This window comes from Polynucleobacter sp., from assembly GCF_040400325.1.
GTDB lineage: Bacteria > Pseudomonadota > Gammaproteobacteria > Burkholderiales > Burkholderiaceae > Polynucleobacter.
Genome location: NZ_JBBAQK010000003.1, coordinates 52,835 through 67,832, shown reverse-complemented (window position 1 = coordinate 67,832; position 14,998 = coordinate 52,835). Strand labels below are relative to the sequence as shown.

At 45.3% G+C, this 14,998-nt stretch carries 13 protein-coding genes; all 13 read left to right on the top strand.

Annotation, left to right across the window (positions count from 1 at the left end):
* Window positions 1–73 precede the first annotated feature (73 nt).
* The 13 genes from ABWP14_RS04055 (at window position 74) to pufC (ending at window position 14,959) form a co-directional block, all read left to right on the top strand.
* Window positions 74–3,892 carry a magnesium chelatase subunit H gene (locus ABWP14_RS04055; protein ID WP_353201705.1) on the top strand — a complete coding sequence of 1,273 codons (3,819 nt, stop codon included), beginning with the start codon at window positions 74–76 and terminating at the stop codon, window positions 3,890–3,892.
* Between the two features lie 57 nt (window positions 3,893–3,949).
* Window positions 3,950–4,852: a polyprenyl synthetase family protein gene (locus ABWP14_RS04050; protein ID WP_353201704.1), complete on the top strand. Its 903-nt coding sequence runs from the start codon at window positions 3,950–3,952 to the stop codon at window positions 4,850–4,852.
* A 38-nt stretch (window positions 4,853–4,890) separates the two neighbouring features.
* On the top strand, window positions 4,891–6,018 hold the full coding sequence (locus ABWP14_RS04045) for a methyltransferase (RefSeq protein ID WP_353201703.1): 1,128 nt from the start codon (window positions 4,891–4,893) through the stop codon (window positions 6,016–6,018).
* A 153-nt stretch (window positions 6,019–6,171) separates the two neighbouring features.
* Window positions 6,172–7,119 (top strand): chlorophyll synthesis pathway protein BchC, encoded by a 948-nt coding sequence (gene bchC, locus ABWP14_RS04040; RefSeq protein WP_353201702.1) that lies wholly within the window; start codon window positions 6,172–6,174, stop codon window positions 7,117–7,119.
* On the top strand, window positions 7,116–8,123 hold the full coding sequence (locus ABWP14_RS04035) for a chlorophyllide a reductase iron protein subunit X (RefSeq protein ID WP_353201701.1): 1,008 nt from the start codon (window positions 7,116–7,118) through the stop codon (window positions 8,121–8,123). The genes bchC and ABWP14_RS04035 overlap by 4 nt, the downstream gene beginning before the upstream one ends.
* A gap of 24 nt (window positions 8,124–8,147) precedes the next feature.
* Complete coding sequence (bchY, locus tag ABWP14_RS04030) at window positions 8,148–9,686, top strand: chlorophyllide a reductase subunit Y (protein ID WP_353201700.1); 1,539 nt, start codon at window positions 8,148–8,150, stop codon at window positions 9,684–9,686.
* Complete coding sequence (gene bchZ / locus ABWP14_RS04025; RefSeq protein WP_353201699.1) at window positions 9,686–11,143, top strand: chlorophyllide a reductase subunit Z; 1,458 nt, start codon at window positions 9,686–9,688, stop codon at window positions 11,141–11,143. The genes bchY and bchZ overlap by 1 nt, the downstream gene beginning before the upstream one ends.
* Before the next feature lie 142 nt (window positions 11,144–11,285).
* Window positions 11,286–11,438 (top strand): light-harvesting antenna LH1, beta subunit, encoded by a 153-nt coding sequence (pufB, locus tag ABWP14_RS04020; protein WP_353201698.1) that lies wholly within the window; start codon window positions 11,286–11,288, stop codon window positions 11,436–11,438.
* 27 nt (window positions 11,439–11,465) lie between these two features.
* On the top strand, window positions 11,466–11,690 hold the full coding sequence (locus ABWP14_RS04015; RefSeq protein WP_353201697.1) for a hypothetical protein: 225 nt from the start codon (window positions 11,466–11,468) through the stop codon (window positions 11,688–11,690).
* Between the two features lie 9 nt (window positions 11,691–11,699).
* Window positions 11,700–11,906, top strand: a complete 207-nt coding sequence (gene pufA / locus ABWP14_RS04010; RefSeq protein ID WP_353201696.1) for a light-harvesting antenna LH1, alpha subunit — start codon at window positions 11,700–11,702, stop codon at window positions 11,904–11,906.
* An 84-nt stretch (window positions 11,907–11,990) separates the two neighbouring features.
* On the top strand, window positions 11,991–12,815 hold the full coding sequence (gene pufL / locus ABWP14_RS04005; RefSeq protein ID WP_353201695.1) for a photosynthetic reaction center subunit L: 825 nt from the start codon (window positions 11,991–11,993) through the stop codon (window positions 12,813–12,815).
* 14 nt (window positions 12,816–12,829) lie between these two features.
* Window positions 12,830–13,837, top strand: coding sequence for a photosynthetic reaction center subunit M (gene pufM / locus ABWP14_RS04000; protein WP_353201694.1), 1,008 nt, complete (start codon window positions 12,830–12,832; stop codon window positions 13,835–13,837).
* 3 nt (window positions 13,838–13,840) lie between these two features.
* Entirely contained in the window at window positions 13,841–14,959 is a 1,119-nt protein-coding gene (pufC, locus tag ABWP14_RS03995; protein WP_353201693.1) for a photosynthetic reaction center cytochrome PufC, read from the top strand.
* The last annotated feature ends 39 nt before the right edge of the window (window positions 14,960–14,998 follow it).

Here is a 14,998-nt window from a genome sequence, read left to right as displayed (position 1 = left end):
TTGAGACAAAAATACTAAAAAAGAGTGCAGAGCAAAGTTATTTAGCTTTAACCTTTCTGATAAAAATTATTCGATGCTGACTAAAACAAAATCCTCTAACTTGCATGAGCCTATCAAGCTAGTGCTGGTTACGATGGATACCCATTTAAATAGTGCTGCAAACCGCGCTTATCAGGATCTCAAGAAGGCGATTCCAGGAGCAATACTGACCATTCATTCGGCTAGTGAATTTGCTGGTAATGCTGAGCGTTTACAAAAGTGTAAAGATGACATTGCTAGCGGCAATATTGTGATTGCCACAATGTTATTCCTTGAAGATCACTATTTACCAATCTTGGATGATCTCAAAGCAAGGCGTGATCATTGCGATGCCATGGTTTGCGCTATGTCCGCAGGAGATGTTACTAAGCTCACTAAAATTGGTAAGTTAGATATGAGTAAGCCAGCCAGCGGTTTGATGGCCATGCTGAAAAAATTACGCCCCAGTGCCAAAGATAAAGATGGCAAGAGCAAGAGCTCAACTGCTGGCGCTAAGCAAATGAAGATGCTGCGCGTGATTCCGCAGATGTTGCGCTTTGTGCCGGGCACTGCCCAAGATCTGAGGGTCTATTTCTTATCATTGCAGTACTGGTTGGGCGGTTCTCAAGAGAACATGTACAACATGATGGTTAACCTGATTAATCGCTATGCCTCTGGCTCGCGCGAGGCTTTGCGTAAAACTGCCAAGGCACTTGATCCAGTAGAGTATCCAGATTCTGGTGTGTATCACCCCCGCATGAAAAATCGCTTGAGTAGCAATTTAAGTGATTTACCAAAAGTAGTGCCAGATGCTAAAGCACGGGGTCGAGTAGGGCTCTTAGTGCTGCGCTCTTACTTGGTCTCCGGTAACAGTGGTCACTATGATCCGGTCATTGCTGCATTAGAGGCACAAGGCCTACAAGTAGTTCCTGCATTTTCTGCTGGCCTAGATGCTCGTCCCGCAATTGATGATTACTTTACTCAAGATGGCAAGCCAACCATCGATGCTATGATTTCATTAACAGGCTTCTCTTTGGTAGGTGGACCTGCTTATAACGACGCCCATGCTGCTGAAGAAGTATTAGCTAAATTAGATATTCCTTACATCGCTGCTCACCCGGTTGAGTTTCAGAATCTAGAGCAGTGGGGTAGTTCCGAGCGCGGCTTACTCCCAGTAGAGAGCACCATCATGGTTGCTATCCCTGAGTTGGATGGCTCTACGATTCCGATGGTTTATGGCGGACGCCCTGGCGCATCGGGTACCACATGTACTGGCTGCCATAAGCAGTGCTCATTTACAGATGACCATAACCCACAAGATATGTTTACTTGTACTGAGCGTGTCGGCATGTTGGCTGCACGCGTTGGTAAATTAGTTGATCTGCGTCGTTCAGAGCGCGCAGAGCGTAAGGTGGGTATTGTGCTGTTTAACTTCCCACCGAATGCCGGCAATATTGGTAGTGCAGCTTACTTAAGCGTATTTCAGTCGGTGCAAAACTTATTGCTTGGCATGAAAGAGCGCGGTTACACCGTTGATGTTCCAGAATCGGTTGATGAGTTGCGTGATTCGATTCTGAAAGGCAATGCTCAGCAATATGGCGCAGATGCTAACGTGCATGCCTTAATTCCGGTGGATGACCATGTCAGGCGTGAGCGCTGGTTAAAAGAGATTGAAGCACAATGGGGTCCGGCTCCTGGTAAGCAACTCTCAAACGGTAGCTCCATCTTTGTTCTAGGTAAGCAGTTTGGCAATATTCTGATTTCAGTTCAACCTTCTTTTGGTTATGAGGGCGATCCAATGCGCTTGCTGTTTGAGCGTGGCTTTGCACCAACACATGCATTTTCTGCTTACTACCGTTACTTACGTGAAGACTTTGCTGCTACGGCAGTGATTCACTTTGGCACCCATGGCGCCCTCGAGTTCATGCCAGGCAAGCAAACAGGTATGAGTGGGGCGTGTTGGCCAGATCGCCTAATTAATGATCTACCCAATATTTATTTGTATGCATCGAATAATCCTTCTGAGGGCGCAATTGCAAAACGCCGCTCTGGTGCAACCCTCATTAGTTATTTAACCCCTCCAGTAACTCAAGCCGGTTTATATGCCGGCCTTGCTGATTTGAAAGCCTCGATTGAGCGCTTTAGATCATTAGATAAACACGCGGATCACGAATGTATTGATTTAGGTGATCTGATTCAGGCTCAAGCGGCCGAGATTGATCTTTGCAAAGCGGAACCTGTATGGGATAAGACGGACCTAGATGGTTTACAAAATATAGTGAGCAATCTCTTTAACGAATTGCTTGAGCTTGAGTACACCTTAATTCCGCATGGCTTGCATGTAGTTGGCGCAGTTCCTCCTCTTGCAGAGCGCTTTGGTTTGTTAAAAGCTATGGCTGATGTCGCCTTGGATCATCCAGTGGAAGATGCCGTAGTAGAGGCACTGATGAATGGTGAGAATTTTGGCAAGGTGATTGATGCCCATCCAGAGTTACTAGAACTTGGCACCCGCGAAATACTAGAAGAGCTATTTGGCAAGATGGTCAAGTCCAATGAGCTGATGTCTGCAGAGACTGAAGTCGCTGGTATGTTAGATTCACTCGATGGACGCTTCATTCGCCCGGCAGCAGGTGGTGATGTGATGCGCAATCCTGAAGTACTACCGACAGGTCGTAACTTGCATGGTTTTGATCCTTTCAGAATCCCAAGCGTCTTTGCTGTCAAAGATGGTGCTAAGCAGGCTCAGCGCATTCTGGATAAATACCAAGAAGACAGCGACTCACTACCAGAATCTATTGCGATGGTTTTATGGGGCAGTGATAATTTGAAATCGGAAGGTGGCCAAATTGGTCAAGCGCTCGCATTAATGGGTGCTAAACCCCGCTTTGATAGCTATGGTCGTTTAGCTGGTGCTCAACTGATTCCATTAAGTGAGTTAGGGCGCCCCAGAATTGACGTAGTCATTACCCTATCTGGTATCTTCCGTGACCTCTTGCCATTGCAAATTAAGTTGTTGGCTGAAGCCGCATTTATGGCAGCCTCTGCAGAAGATGAGCCCCTTGAGCAAAACTTTATTCGCAAGCATGCCTTGGCTTATCAAAAAGAACATGGCTGTGATCTAGAGACTGCCTCATTACGGGTTTATGGAAACGCCGATGGTGCTTATGGTTCTAACGTGAGCAATATGGTTGAAAACAGCGTGTGGGAAGAAGAAGACGAGTTAGCAGAAACCTATACGCGCAGAAAAGGTTTTGCCTTTGGACGCTCTGGGATACCGATTCAGAACAATGCTCTATTGAAGAGCGTTTTATCTGATGTGCAAATGACGTATCAAAATCTGGACTCAATGGAGCTAGGCGTTACAACTATCGACAACTATTTCGATACCTTGGGCGGAATTACTAGGGCCGTAAAGCGCGCCAAAGGCGGAGTAGATGTGCCAGTCTTCATTGGCGATCAAACTAAAGGTGAGGGCGCTGTCAGATCGCTCTCAGAACAAGTCTCCCTAGAAACTCGTACTCGCATGCTCAATCCAAAATGGTATGAAGGCATGTTAGAAAGTGGCTATGAGGGCGTGCGCCAAATTGAGGTGCATATTACCAATACTATGGGCTGGTCAGCCACTACTGGTCAAGTTCAACCTTGGGTCTATAAGCAGCTGACAGAAACCTTCATGTTGAACCCAGAAATGCGTGAGCGTTTGGCAAAACTTAACCCTACCGCAGCAGCGCGTTTAGCCAATCGATTGACTGAAGCCTCACAAAGAAATTATTGGCAGCCTGATTCAGAGATGCTCAAGAAGATGCAGGAAGCAAACGATGAGCTTGAGGATCGTTTAGAAGGTATTTACGACAACGCGCCTTTAGCTGCCTAATCAATTGATATCAGTAGGACTCTTTTTTAAACACGACACTTCATCACAAAATTGACTATGAGCATGTTAGATCGAATTAATCAAAGTCTTGAGGAAGCAATGCATTTGGCCCAATCTAAACAGGGGCCACAGCTCTTGCAGGAGGCAATGCATTACTCGGTATTTCCCGGTGGCGCCAGAATTCGCCCTCAATTATGCTTAGCGGTGGCATCTGCTTGTGGTGATGATGATCCCGTCTTATCCAATGCAGCAGCTAGCGCAATTGAGTTATTGCATTGTGCTTCTTTAGTGCATGATGATTTACCTTGCTTTGATGATGCAGCCTTACGCCGTGGCAGACCTTCGGTACATGCAGCTTATGGTGAGCGCATCGCTGTTCTTGCAGGGGATGCCTTGATCGTTTTAGCGTTTCAGTGCTTAGCAAGTTCGGGTACTCGTTCAATTTTCCGTTTAGCGCCTCTGATGAACACTATTGCAATGAGCGTTGGGTCACCTCATGGTATTGTTGCTGGTCAAGCTTGGGAGTGCGAGCCAAAAGTAGATTTGAGCGATTATCAACGCGCTAAAACTGGCTCTTTGTTTGAGGCTGCAACTGCTGCGGGTGCTCAAGCTGCAGGCGCTGATGCAGCTACTTGGAGACCTCTGGGTCAGTGGTTAGGCGAGTCTTATCAAGTGGCAGATGATATTCGTGATGTGATTGCCGACCAAAGTGTTTTGGGTAAACCCTCCGGGCAAGATGTTGCCCATAATCGCCCAAGCTCTGCAAAAGATTTGGGTTTGAGCGGAGCAGTACAACGTTTTGACGAGTTAGTTCAAAAGTCAATTGCCTCTATACCGCATTGTAAAGGTGAGAAAATGTTGCGTGGCCTAGTAAGGCAAGAGTCTGAGCGTTTAGTACCTTCAGATTGGTTTAAGGATACAGAGAGAAAGATTCTTTTCCGCCAAACTAGCAATTCTTAAATTTAAGCCTGCTTTTTCTAACTTATAAATTGCCATTCATGGAAAGCTTCTTCGATTGGCGAAATAGTTTAATTGCCTCACCAAGCTTTCAGCGGTGGGCCATACGTTTTCCACTCACTCGTTGGTTAGTAAGAAAGCAAGCCTCAGATATCTTTGATTTGATGGCAGGCTTTGTTTACACCCAAGTCCTTCTTGCCTGTACACAACTAAATCTTTTTGATATTTTGGCTAATGGCGCTCTTAGCTTTGATGAGCTGAAAAAACAAATTCCATTAAAGCCAGCCGGCTTGCGGCGTTTATTGGATGCTGCTGTGGCTATTAAGTTATTAGCTAAGCGCAGTGAGGATCGTTATGCCCTCAGCATGATGAGCGCGCCACTAGTTGGAAATATCGCTATTCTCGATATGGTTAAGCATCATGCTGATTTTTATCGTGACCTCTCCGATCCAATAGCTCTTTTGCAAGGTGATACAAGTTCTGCGACCTTGAATGAATACTGGCCCTATATCACCCCAGAGCAGGGGGCAGCGCCAGAAAGCTTATCTGCTGAAAAGGTGGCCGATTACTCCAAATTAATGGCGCATACCCAATCCTTAGTCACAGACGAGATTATGGATGCCTATCCCATGGGTAAACATCAAGTTGTTCTAGATATAGGTGGCGGGCAGGGCGCCTTTGTCAAAAGGTTAGCCGCCCAATATCCTCACCTAAGCTTTAAGTTATTTGATATTCCTGGGGTAGCAGAGTTATCAAACGCACATTTTAAAGAAATCGGCTTATCAAGCCGAGCACAAGCGATTGGCGGTAACTTTTTTCAAGATTCTCTTCCTAAGGGATGTGACCTAGCGACTCTTGTTCGAGTGATATTTGATCATGATGATGTTCGGGTAAGCCAATTGCTTGCCAATGTATTCGATGCCCTCAATCCCGGAGGTACTTTATTGCTTGCAGAACCCATGGCTGAGACCAAAGGTTTTGAGGCGATGGGCCATGCTTATTTCGGGTTTTATCTGTTAGCAATGGGAAGAGGAAGCCCGCGAACTGAGGCTGAAATTAGAGGCTTATTAAGCGATGCTGGTTTTACTGGCATCGAATTATTAAATTCTTATATGCCATTAAATGCACAAATATTGCGGTGCAATAAACCTGCCACACTTGGTACATAAGGCTAACTTAAAAAACGTGTCCGTATAGGTCTTCAAAAATACTTGATTTAGTAGAGAAAACCCCTAGATGACAAGCTGGCAATTAAGGTTTAAAAACGTATGTGTAAACATTTATTTACACATTAAATATAAAAATAGAACGCTTAGTGAGACATGACCGATAAGTATCAAACAAGAGCAATTGTTCTGGAAAAGCCAGAAAGCGTGATTCTTGCTGATTTGGAGTTAACACCCATGACTTCCATCGATGTCTTAGTTGATATGGAGTGGAGTGGCATTAGTACTGGTACAGAAAAATTATTGTGGACAGGAAAAATGCCAAATTTCCCTGGCATGGGCTATCCACTGGTACCTGGTTATGAATCTGTGGGTAGGGTAGTCAAAGTAGGTGCAGACTCCACACTTAAAGTAGGTCAAAGAGTATTTGTTCCTGGAGCGAAATGCTACGGTGAAATTAAAGGTTTGTTTGGTGGTGCAGCATCACGCGTGATTGTCGATAGTGGACGCGTGATTGCAATCGAAGACAAACTTGGCGAGAAAGCTATTTTGTTTGCACTAGCAGCTACTGGCTACCACGTCACTTCTGGTCCAGGTCAAGAGCAACCAGATTTAATTATTGGACATGGTGTATTAGGTCGTCTCATTGCGCGCATTGCGGTTGCCAAAGGCAAGCGTCCAGTTGTTTGGGAGACTGATGCTAGTAGACGTGAAGGTGCAGTTGGCTACGATGCAATTGATCCTAAAGATGATCAAGTCAAAAAATACAAAACAATAGTAGATGTCAGTGGCGATGCCAGATTGATTGACACGCTGATTAGTTGTCTTGCACCTGGTGGTGAAATTGTATTAGCTGGTTTTTATGACACGATTTCTTTTTCATTCCCTCAGGCCTTTATGCGTGAAGCACGCATTCGTATCGCAGCGCAGTGGGCGCCTGGAGATTTAGTAGCAATCAAAGATTTAGTTGATTCGGGAAAATTAAAACTAGATGGCTTAATTACACATCGCTCTTCACCTAATGATGCAAACGAGGCTTATCACACGGCTTTCAATAACAAAGAATGTTTAAAGATGGTTCTAGATTGGAGAAATCTGCAATGAGTTCAGCAAGCATCCCAGCAACAGCAACAATTCAGTTTATGGACCTCAAAAACGAAGCTGCTATCGAACCTGATCCAGTTTCTACCGGTCCAGTGACTAAAGAAACCCAAATCATTGCGATTTATGGCAAAGGTGGTATTGGTAAGAGCTTTACGCTTGCCAACCTGTCTTACATGATGGCTCAACAAGGCAAGAAAGTATTGTTGATTGGTTGCGATCCAAAAAGCGATACCACTTCACTCTTGTTTGGCGGTAAAGCTTGTCCAACCATCATTGAAACTTCATCGAAGAAAAAATTAGCTGGTGAATCAGTTTCCATTGGTGATGTTTGCTTTATTCGTGATGGCGTATTCGCGATGGAGCTTGGTGGCCCAGAAGTGGGAAGAGGTTGCGGCGGCCGTGGAATTATTCATGGCTTTGAAACCTTAGAAAAGCTCGGCTTCCATGATTGGGGTTTTGATTATGTTCTGCTCGATTTTTTAGGTGACGTAGTTTGCGGCGGTTTTGGTTTGCCAATCGCACGTGATATGTGCCAAAAGGTGATCGTGGTTGCCAGTAACGATTTGCAATCTCTCTATGTTGCTAATAACGTTTGCTCAGCAGTAGAGTACTTCCGCAAATTAGGCGGCAACGTTGGTGTAGCAGGCATGGTGATCAATAAAGATGACCTCACTGGCGAAGCCCAGGCTTTTGCTGAAAAGGCTGGTATTCCAGTTTTGGCTGCCATTCCTGCAAACGAAGATATTCGTCGTAAGAGTGCCAGCTATGAAATTATTGGTCAGCCTGGCACGCAGTGGGCCTCGCTGTTCGAAGAGCTTGCTACCAATGTTTCAGAAGCCCCTCCAGTTCGTCCTAAGCCTTTAACTCAAGATGAGCTACTAGGTCTGTTCTCTTCAGAGATTACTGGTCGCGATGTTGTTTTGAAGCCTGCTACCGTGAAAGACATGATGGGCAAAGACGTAGTCATCAAGAAAACACTTGAAGTTGTTTACGATCAAGCCTAAAGGAATAGAGAGCAATACCCTGTTATGAATAAAACGATCATTCCGATTACCCCAGAGGAAAAGTTAAAGACTGATCCTACTTTAGGTGATGGTCTGGGCTGTCACTCTGGTGAAGCAGCGATGCTTGCTGCTGCTAAGGCAGCGGGTAAGTCTGAGACTTTGCAGCAATATGCAAAAGACTATCCTAAGGGTCCGCATGATCAACCGCAAAGTATGTGTCCTGCGTTTGGAGCGCTCCGGGTAGGCTTACGGATGCGCAGAACGGCTACGATTCTTTCAGGCTCTGCATGTTGCGTATACGGATTAACTTTTACTTCGCATTTTTATGGCGCACGTCGCAGTGTTGGTTATGTACCATTTAATTCAGAGACATTAGTGACTGGTAAGTTATTTGAAGATATTCGCGATGCGGTCTATCAAGAAGCGGATCCAGAAAAATATGACGCGATTGTCATTATTAATTTATGCGTACCAACAGCCAGCGGTGTTCCACTGCAGTTATTGCCAAAAGAAATTAATGGTGTTCGCATTATTGGTATTGATGTGCCAGGATTTGGGGTACCAACTCACGCGGAAGCAAAAGATGTACTCGCTGGTGCAATGCTTCATTACGCGCGTAATGAGGTCATGTCTGGTCCAGTACAAGCGCCACGTACCGGTCGCTCAAGCAAGCCAACCATTACTTTGTTAGGTGAAATTTTCCCAGCTGATCCAGTCGGCATTGGCATGATGATTGAGCCAATGGGCCTGGCAGTAGGTGCTTCAGTGCCAACTCGTGAGTGGCGTGAAATGTATCAGGCGCTTGATTGTGTAACGGTTGCCGCATTACATCCTTTTTATACCTCTTGCATTCGTGAATTTGAAGCGGCTGGCCGCAACATTGTTGGATCAGCTCCGGTAGGTTATGAAGGTACGGCGCGTTGGTTAGAGGCGATTGGTAAATCAACCAACACCCCACAAGACTTAATTGCGGCTGCACAAAATCGTATTCTCCCAGCGATTAAGGGTGTGCTTGCTGCTGCACCAATCAAAGGGCGGATTACTTTGAGTGGCTATGAAGGGTCTGAACTGATTGTTGCCCGCCTCTTAATTGAGAGTGGTGCAGATGTGCGTTATGTAGGCTCTGCATGCCCGCGTACTCCTTGGAGCAATGAAGACCGCGAATGGCTAGAAGCAAAGGGAGTTCATGTTCAGTTCCGCGCCTCCCTAGAGCAAGATTTAGCTGCGATGAAAGAGTTCAAGCCAGACTTAGCAATTGGAACAACTCCAGTAGTGCAGGCTGCTAAGCAAGCTTCGATACCGTCTTTGTACTTTACGAATCTGATTTCAGCGCGGCCATTGATGGGGCCTGCAGGTGCCGGTTCATTGGCCCAAGTGATCAATGCTGCGATTGGTAATCAAGCGCGCTTTGATGAGATGAAAGCATTCTTTGGTGATGTTGGATCTGGTTATAAATCTGGCGTTTGGGAAGATGTACCAAAAGATTTCCCAGACTTTAAGGCTGAAGTACGCCGTAAGCTAGAGAAGAAATTGAAGAAGCGCAAAGCTGAGGAGATGATGTAATGTTTGTCATCGATCACGATCGCGCTGGTGGATATTGGGGTGCAGTCTATGTATTTACTGCCATCAAAGGTTTGCAGGTAGTGATTGACGGTCCTGTAGGTTGTGAAAACTTACCCGTCACTTCAGTGTTGCATTACACCGATGCATTACCTCCACATGAGTTGCCCATTGTGGTTACCGGTTTAGAGGAAGAGCAGTTAGGTCGCGAAGGTACCGAAGGTGCTATGAAGCGCGCACATGCTACTTTAGATCCTGATCTACCAGCAGTGGTAGTAACTGGCTCAATTGCAGAAATGATTGGCGGCGGTGTTACTCCTGAAGGGATGAATATTGCTCGCTTCTTACCAAGAACCATCGATGAAGATCAATGGCAATGTGCTAACCGTGCGATGTATTGGTTATGGACTGAATACGGTACCCGTAAGGTTCCAGAACGCAAACCTAGAGCAGAAGGTGAAAAGCCACGCGTCAATATTATTGGACCTTGCTATGGCACCTTTAATATGCCGAGCGATCTTGCAGAGATTCGCCGTTTAGTTGAAGGCATTGGGGCTGATATCAACATGGTTTTCCCGCTAGGATCTCATTTAGCTGAAGTGGAAAATCTAGTTAACGCAGATGTGAATGTCTGCATGTATCGTGAGTTTGGTCGCATGCTGTGCGAAGCCTTGGAGCGTCCTTATTTGCAAGCGCCTGTAGGCCTGCATAGCACTACTCAATTCTTGCGCAAGCTTGGCGAGTTACTTGGATTGGATCCAGAGCCATTTATTGAGCGTGAGAAGCACACCACCATCAAGCCAATCTGGGACTTATGGCGTTCAGTGACCCAAGATTTTTTCAGTACTGCAAGTTATGCAGTCGTTGCCAATGAAACCTATACCCGTGGTATTCGTCATTTCTTATCAGATGAGATGGGTTTACCTTGTAGCTTTGCTATTCCCAGAAAACCTGGTGAAAAAACAAACAATCAAGAGGTGCGCAAGCTCACTAAAGAGAAGCCTCCACTCGTGATGTTTGGTAGCTATAACGAGAGAATGTATTTAGCTGAAAACGGTAGTAAGGCATCTTACATTCCATCATCATTCCCTGGCGCGATTATTCGACGTCATACCGGTACTCCATTTATGGGTTATGCCGGTGCTACATACATCATTCAGGAATTTTGTAACGGTTTATTCGATGCACTTTTTTATATCCTGCCATTGGGCACCGATATGGACAAGGTGGATTCCTCGTTAACACGTACTTATCGCTCTAACTCTCTGCCTTGGGATCAAGATGCGCAGAAATTAGTTGCTGACTATATTAAAACTAGACCAGTTCTGATCCAGATTTCTGCTGCTAAAGAGATGCGAGATCGTGTAGAGCAAGATGCAGAAAAGGCTGCTGAAGAGAGAATCACAGCTGTAAGAGTGAAGTCTTCATGCAAAGAAATTACTGAGGAGGTCGAGGCATGATTTCTTCATTAGTAAAAGTTAATTCCAACAAATCCATCGATTTGTTGGAAACGGAATGTGGCATGCCGTACGCTACAGCCCATGTCGCGCGGGTTAAGCGCGGTAACGGCCGCAAGGCTATTTTTGAAGGAGGTAATTGGTTATGAGCGATCACAGAACAGGTTCAATATCTGGCCTTACTGATGACGAAGCCAAGGAGTTTCATCAGTTGTATATCCAAGGTTTAGTTGGTTTTACTGCTGTAGCTGTAGTAGCCCATATTTTAGTTTGGGCATGGCGTCCTTGGTTCCATTGAAATCGGTTTAAATCTTAGGGGAATGAAATGAAAAATAGTCACGTTATGAGCAAAGAAAAAAATATGATCACAGAGGATTCAATCTCTTTCAATCTTATTTTTATTTTATGTTTTTTAGTGTGCTTTGTTGTTTCTTTGTTTACCCAGATTTTGCCAAATAAGTGGAGTTCTTGGCTTCCAGGGGCTGAAGAAAAATCGCTTATCGATGGTACGAAGTCGGCAGTTTATGGCTTTATGTCTTACTTAAATTAGGAGAAGATTATGTGGAGAATTTGGAAACTGTATGATCCATTGCGAGCGATGGTTGTTCAAGGAGTTTTTCTCTTTGGTCTTGCAGCAATGATTCACTTGATTTTGCTAAGTAGTGTTCGTTTTAACTGGTTGGATGGTCTAAGCCAAGCCCAGTTTAAGACGATGGAGGCAAAATCAGGATCAGCAATGCCGCCATCAGTTCCGGCGGCAAAGTAATTTGTGTAAAAAATGGTGAATAGGGTTAGGTTAATTAGCTACTTAGCTCAACCCTATTTATCCATTCATTGGAGAGCATAAAAAATGGCCATGCTTAGTTTTGAGAGAAAGTATCGCGTTCGAGGCGGTACATTAGTCGGTGGGGACTTATTCGATTTTTGGGTGGGGCCGTTTTACGTCGGATTTTTTGGTGTCACCACTGTTTTCTTTTCCTTTTTAGGTACCGCACTGATTTTGTGGGGTGCTTCACAGGGTCCAACATGGAACCCCTGGCAGATCAATATCGCGCCACCGGACATTAGTTATGGACTAGGTTTTGCTCCCTTGTTGCAAGGCGGGCTGTGGCAGCTGATTACAGTTTGTGCCTTAGGCGCATTTCTTTCATGGGCCTTACGAGAAGTAGAGATTTGTCGAAAACTCGGCATGGGACTTCATGTTCCTTATGCTTACTTAATGGCGGTGTTTGCTTATTTCACCTTAGTGATCATTAGGCCTGTACTCATGGGTGCATGGGGTCACGGTTTTCCATATGGGATCTTGAGCCACCTAGATTGGGTTTCCAACGTGGGCTATCAGTATCTGCATTTCCATTACAACCCAGCGCACATGATTGCGGTGACCTTATTCTTTACAACTACCTTTGCGTTGGTATTACATGGCGGCCTAGTCTTGTCATCCACCAATCCTCAGAAGGGTCAGTTTGTTAAAACGCCTGAACACGAAGATACCTTTTTTAGAGATTCGATTGGTTATTCCATTGGCACTTTAGGTATTCATCGCCTCGGATTATTTTTAGCTGTAGCAGCGGTTTTCTGGAGCGCCGTGTGTATTGTAATTAGCGGCCCATTCTGGTCGCGTGGTTGGCCTGAGTGGTGGGGTTGGTGGTTGAACTTGCCAATTTGGCGTTAAGAGGAACATACATTATGGAATATCAAAATCTATTCACTCAAGTTCAAGTAGTTGCTCCGCCGCATCACGGGGTATCTATAGACCCTTACGAAGAGCGAGAGCGCTTTGGCACGCCAGCTCTGATTCATTTATTTGGTCGTCTAGGTAATGCTCAGCTTGGACCTATTTACTTAGGTGGTTTAGGCATTGCCTCTTTATTTTTTGGCCTTATTGCATTTCAGATTATGGGCTTTAATATGTTGGCCTCAGTCAATTGGAACCCAATTGAATTTGTGCGCCAGTTATTCTGGCTTTCTTTAGATCCACCGCTGCCAAAGCATGGACTGTCTTTATTCATGCCTCTCAATGAGGGTGGTTGGTGGATGATGGCCGGCTTCTTCTTAACTGTCTCAATTTTATTATGGTGGGCAAGAATGTACCGCCGTGCAGTTGCCTTGGGTATGGGTACGCACGTTGCTTGGGGTTTCTTGGCAGCAATTTGGTTGTATCTCGTATTAGGATTTATTCGCCCCATCATGATGGGTAGCTGGAGCGAGGCCGTTCCGTTTGGAATCTTCTCGCACTTAGATTGGACTGCTGCGTTCTCATTACGTTATGGTAATTTATTCTATAACCCCTTCCACATGTTGTCGATTGTTTTCCTTTACGGATCCGTGCTCCTCTTCGCAATGCATGGCGGAACTATTTTGGCAGTCAGCCGCTTTGGTGGCGAACGAGAGATTGAGCAAATCGTTGATCGTGGCACAGCCTCAGAAAGAGCAGCTTTATTCTGGAGATGGACCATGGGCTTTAATGCGACCATGGAATCGATTCACCGTTGGGCTTGGTGGTTTGCAGTGTTAACCCCTTTAGTTGGTGGTATCGGCATTTTGCTAACCGGCACTGTTGTGGATAACTGGTATTTATGGGCAGTAAAGCATCATGTGGCACCTTCTTATCCTTATGTTTTTGGAACTCCATTGCCTGACCCTGCTACTACCGGATTTATTCCACCTCTTCCACCTGCTATCCCAGGGAGATAAGCCATGAAACAACTAAGAAAATTTCTGATGTTACCGGTCTTGCTGTTGGGTATTTTGCTGCTGTCTGGCTGTGGCGAGAGACCGCCAATGGAAACGGTTCAGCATGGCTTTCGTGGAACAGGTATGGATTTGATTTATAACCCGCGCATCTTGGCAGAGCAAGCTGAGAAAAATGCAGTACCTGTGTCATCTGGACCAGCCTCAGCCGATGGACCAAAAGCAGGGGCGGTATATCAAAATGTGAAAGTCCTCAACAATTTAAGTGTTGGCCAATTTACTTCATTCATGGTTGCCATGACAAGTTGGGTTGCACCTGAGCAGGGCTGTGCTTATTGTCATAATGTGAACAATTTTGCAGATGAATCTTTGTATACCAAGAGTGTAGCTCGCAACATGATTTTAATGACACAACGAGTGAACACTCAATGGCAAAACCACGTCGCTCAGACAGGTGTTACTTGCTATACCTGTCATCGTGGTAACAACATTCCGCAAAATGTATGGTTTAAAGACCCCGTACAAAAAGTTGGCAATGGCATGTTAGGCAATAAGAATGGTCAAAATACGCCAGTTGAAGGTTCTGGCTATGCATCATTGCCGAATAATACCTTTGCAGCTTATTTGCTAAATGATCAGAAGATTCGCGTCAATGGTGAGACTGCATTGCCCACGGGGAACAAAAGTAGTATTAATGCAACCGAGGGGACCTATGGGTTAATGATGCATTTCTCAAACTCTTTAGGTGTTAATTGTACGTATTGTCATAACACTCGATCAGTAGCTTCTTGGGAAGAAAGTCCGCCACAGAAAACGACAGCTTGGTATGCCATTCGAATGGCGCGGGATCTCAACAATAACTACATGGAACCTATCCAAGGACTTTTTCCTCCGCATCGTTTAGGCCCCACTGGTGATGTTGCTAAAAACAATTGCGCTACTTGCCACCAAGGCGCTTACAAGCCGCTTTATGGGGTATCGATGTTGTCTGACTATCCTTATCTGACCGGGCCCGCAATGACAACACAAAAAGCTCCTAATTATCCTTACTTGAACGGGCCGGCTAAGTCAATGCAGAAATCTTCAGACGCGGTTCCTCCGACAAAATCGGTGGCAATGAAGTAAGCTATGTAGAGTTAAACCGATAGCGTCATACGGTAAATA

Excerpts from the sequence above, each read along its gene's own strand:
- ABWP14_RS04055 (WP_353201705.1), top strand. The coding sequence starts at position 74 with ATGCTGACTAAAACAAAATCCTCTAACTTGCATGAGCCTATCAAGCTA.
- pufC (WP_353201693.1), top strand. The coding sequence starts at position 13,841 with ATGAAACAACTAAGAAAATTTCTGATGTTACCGGTCTTGCTGTTGGGT.
- bchY (WP_353201700.1), top strand. The coding sequence starts at position 8,148 with ATGAATAAAACGATCATTCCGATTACCCCAGAGGAAAAGTTAAAGACT.
- pufM (WP_353201694.1), top strand. The coding sequence starts at position 12,830 with ATGGAATATCAAAATCTATTCACTCAAGTTCAAGTAGTTGCTCCGCCG.
- pufB (WP_353201698.1), top strand. The coding sequence starts at position 11,286 with ATGAGCGATCACAGAACAGGTTCAATATCTGGCCTTACTGATGACGAA.
- bchZ (WP_353201699.1), top strand. The coding sequence starts at position 9,686 with ATGTTTGTCATCGATCACGATCGCGCTGGTGGATATTGGGGTGCAGTC.
- ABWP14_RS04035 (WP_353201701.1), top strand. The coding sequence starts at position 7,116 with ATGAGTTCAGCAAGCATCCCAGCAACAGCAACAATTCAGTTTATGGAC.
- pufA (WP_353201696.1), top strand. The coding sequence starts at position 11,700 with ATGTGGAGAATTTGGAAACTGTATGATCCATTGCGAGCGATGGTTGTT.
- ABWP14_RS04045 (WP_353201703.1), top strand. The coding sequence starts at position 4,891 with ATGGAAAGCTTCTTCGATTGGCGAAATAGTTTAATTGCCTCACCAAGC.
- pufL (WP_353201695.1), top strand. The coding sequence starts at position 11,991 with ATGGCCATGCTTAGTTTTGAGAGAAAGTATCGCGTTCGAGGCGGTACA.
- ABWP14_RS04015 (WP_353201697.1), top strand. The coding sequence starts at position 11,466 with ATGAAAAATAGTCACGTTATGAGCAAAGAAAAAAATATGATCACAGAG.
- ABWP14_RS04050 (WP_353201704.1), top strand. The coding sequence starts at position 3,950 with ATGAGCATGTTAGATCGAATTAATCAAAGTCTTGAGGAAGCAATGCAT.
- bchC (WP_353201702.1), top strand. The coding sequence starts at position 6,172 with ATGACCGATAAGTATCAAACAAGAGCAATTGTTCTGGAAAAGCCAGAA.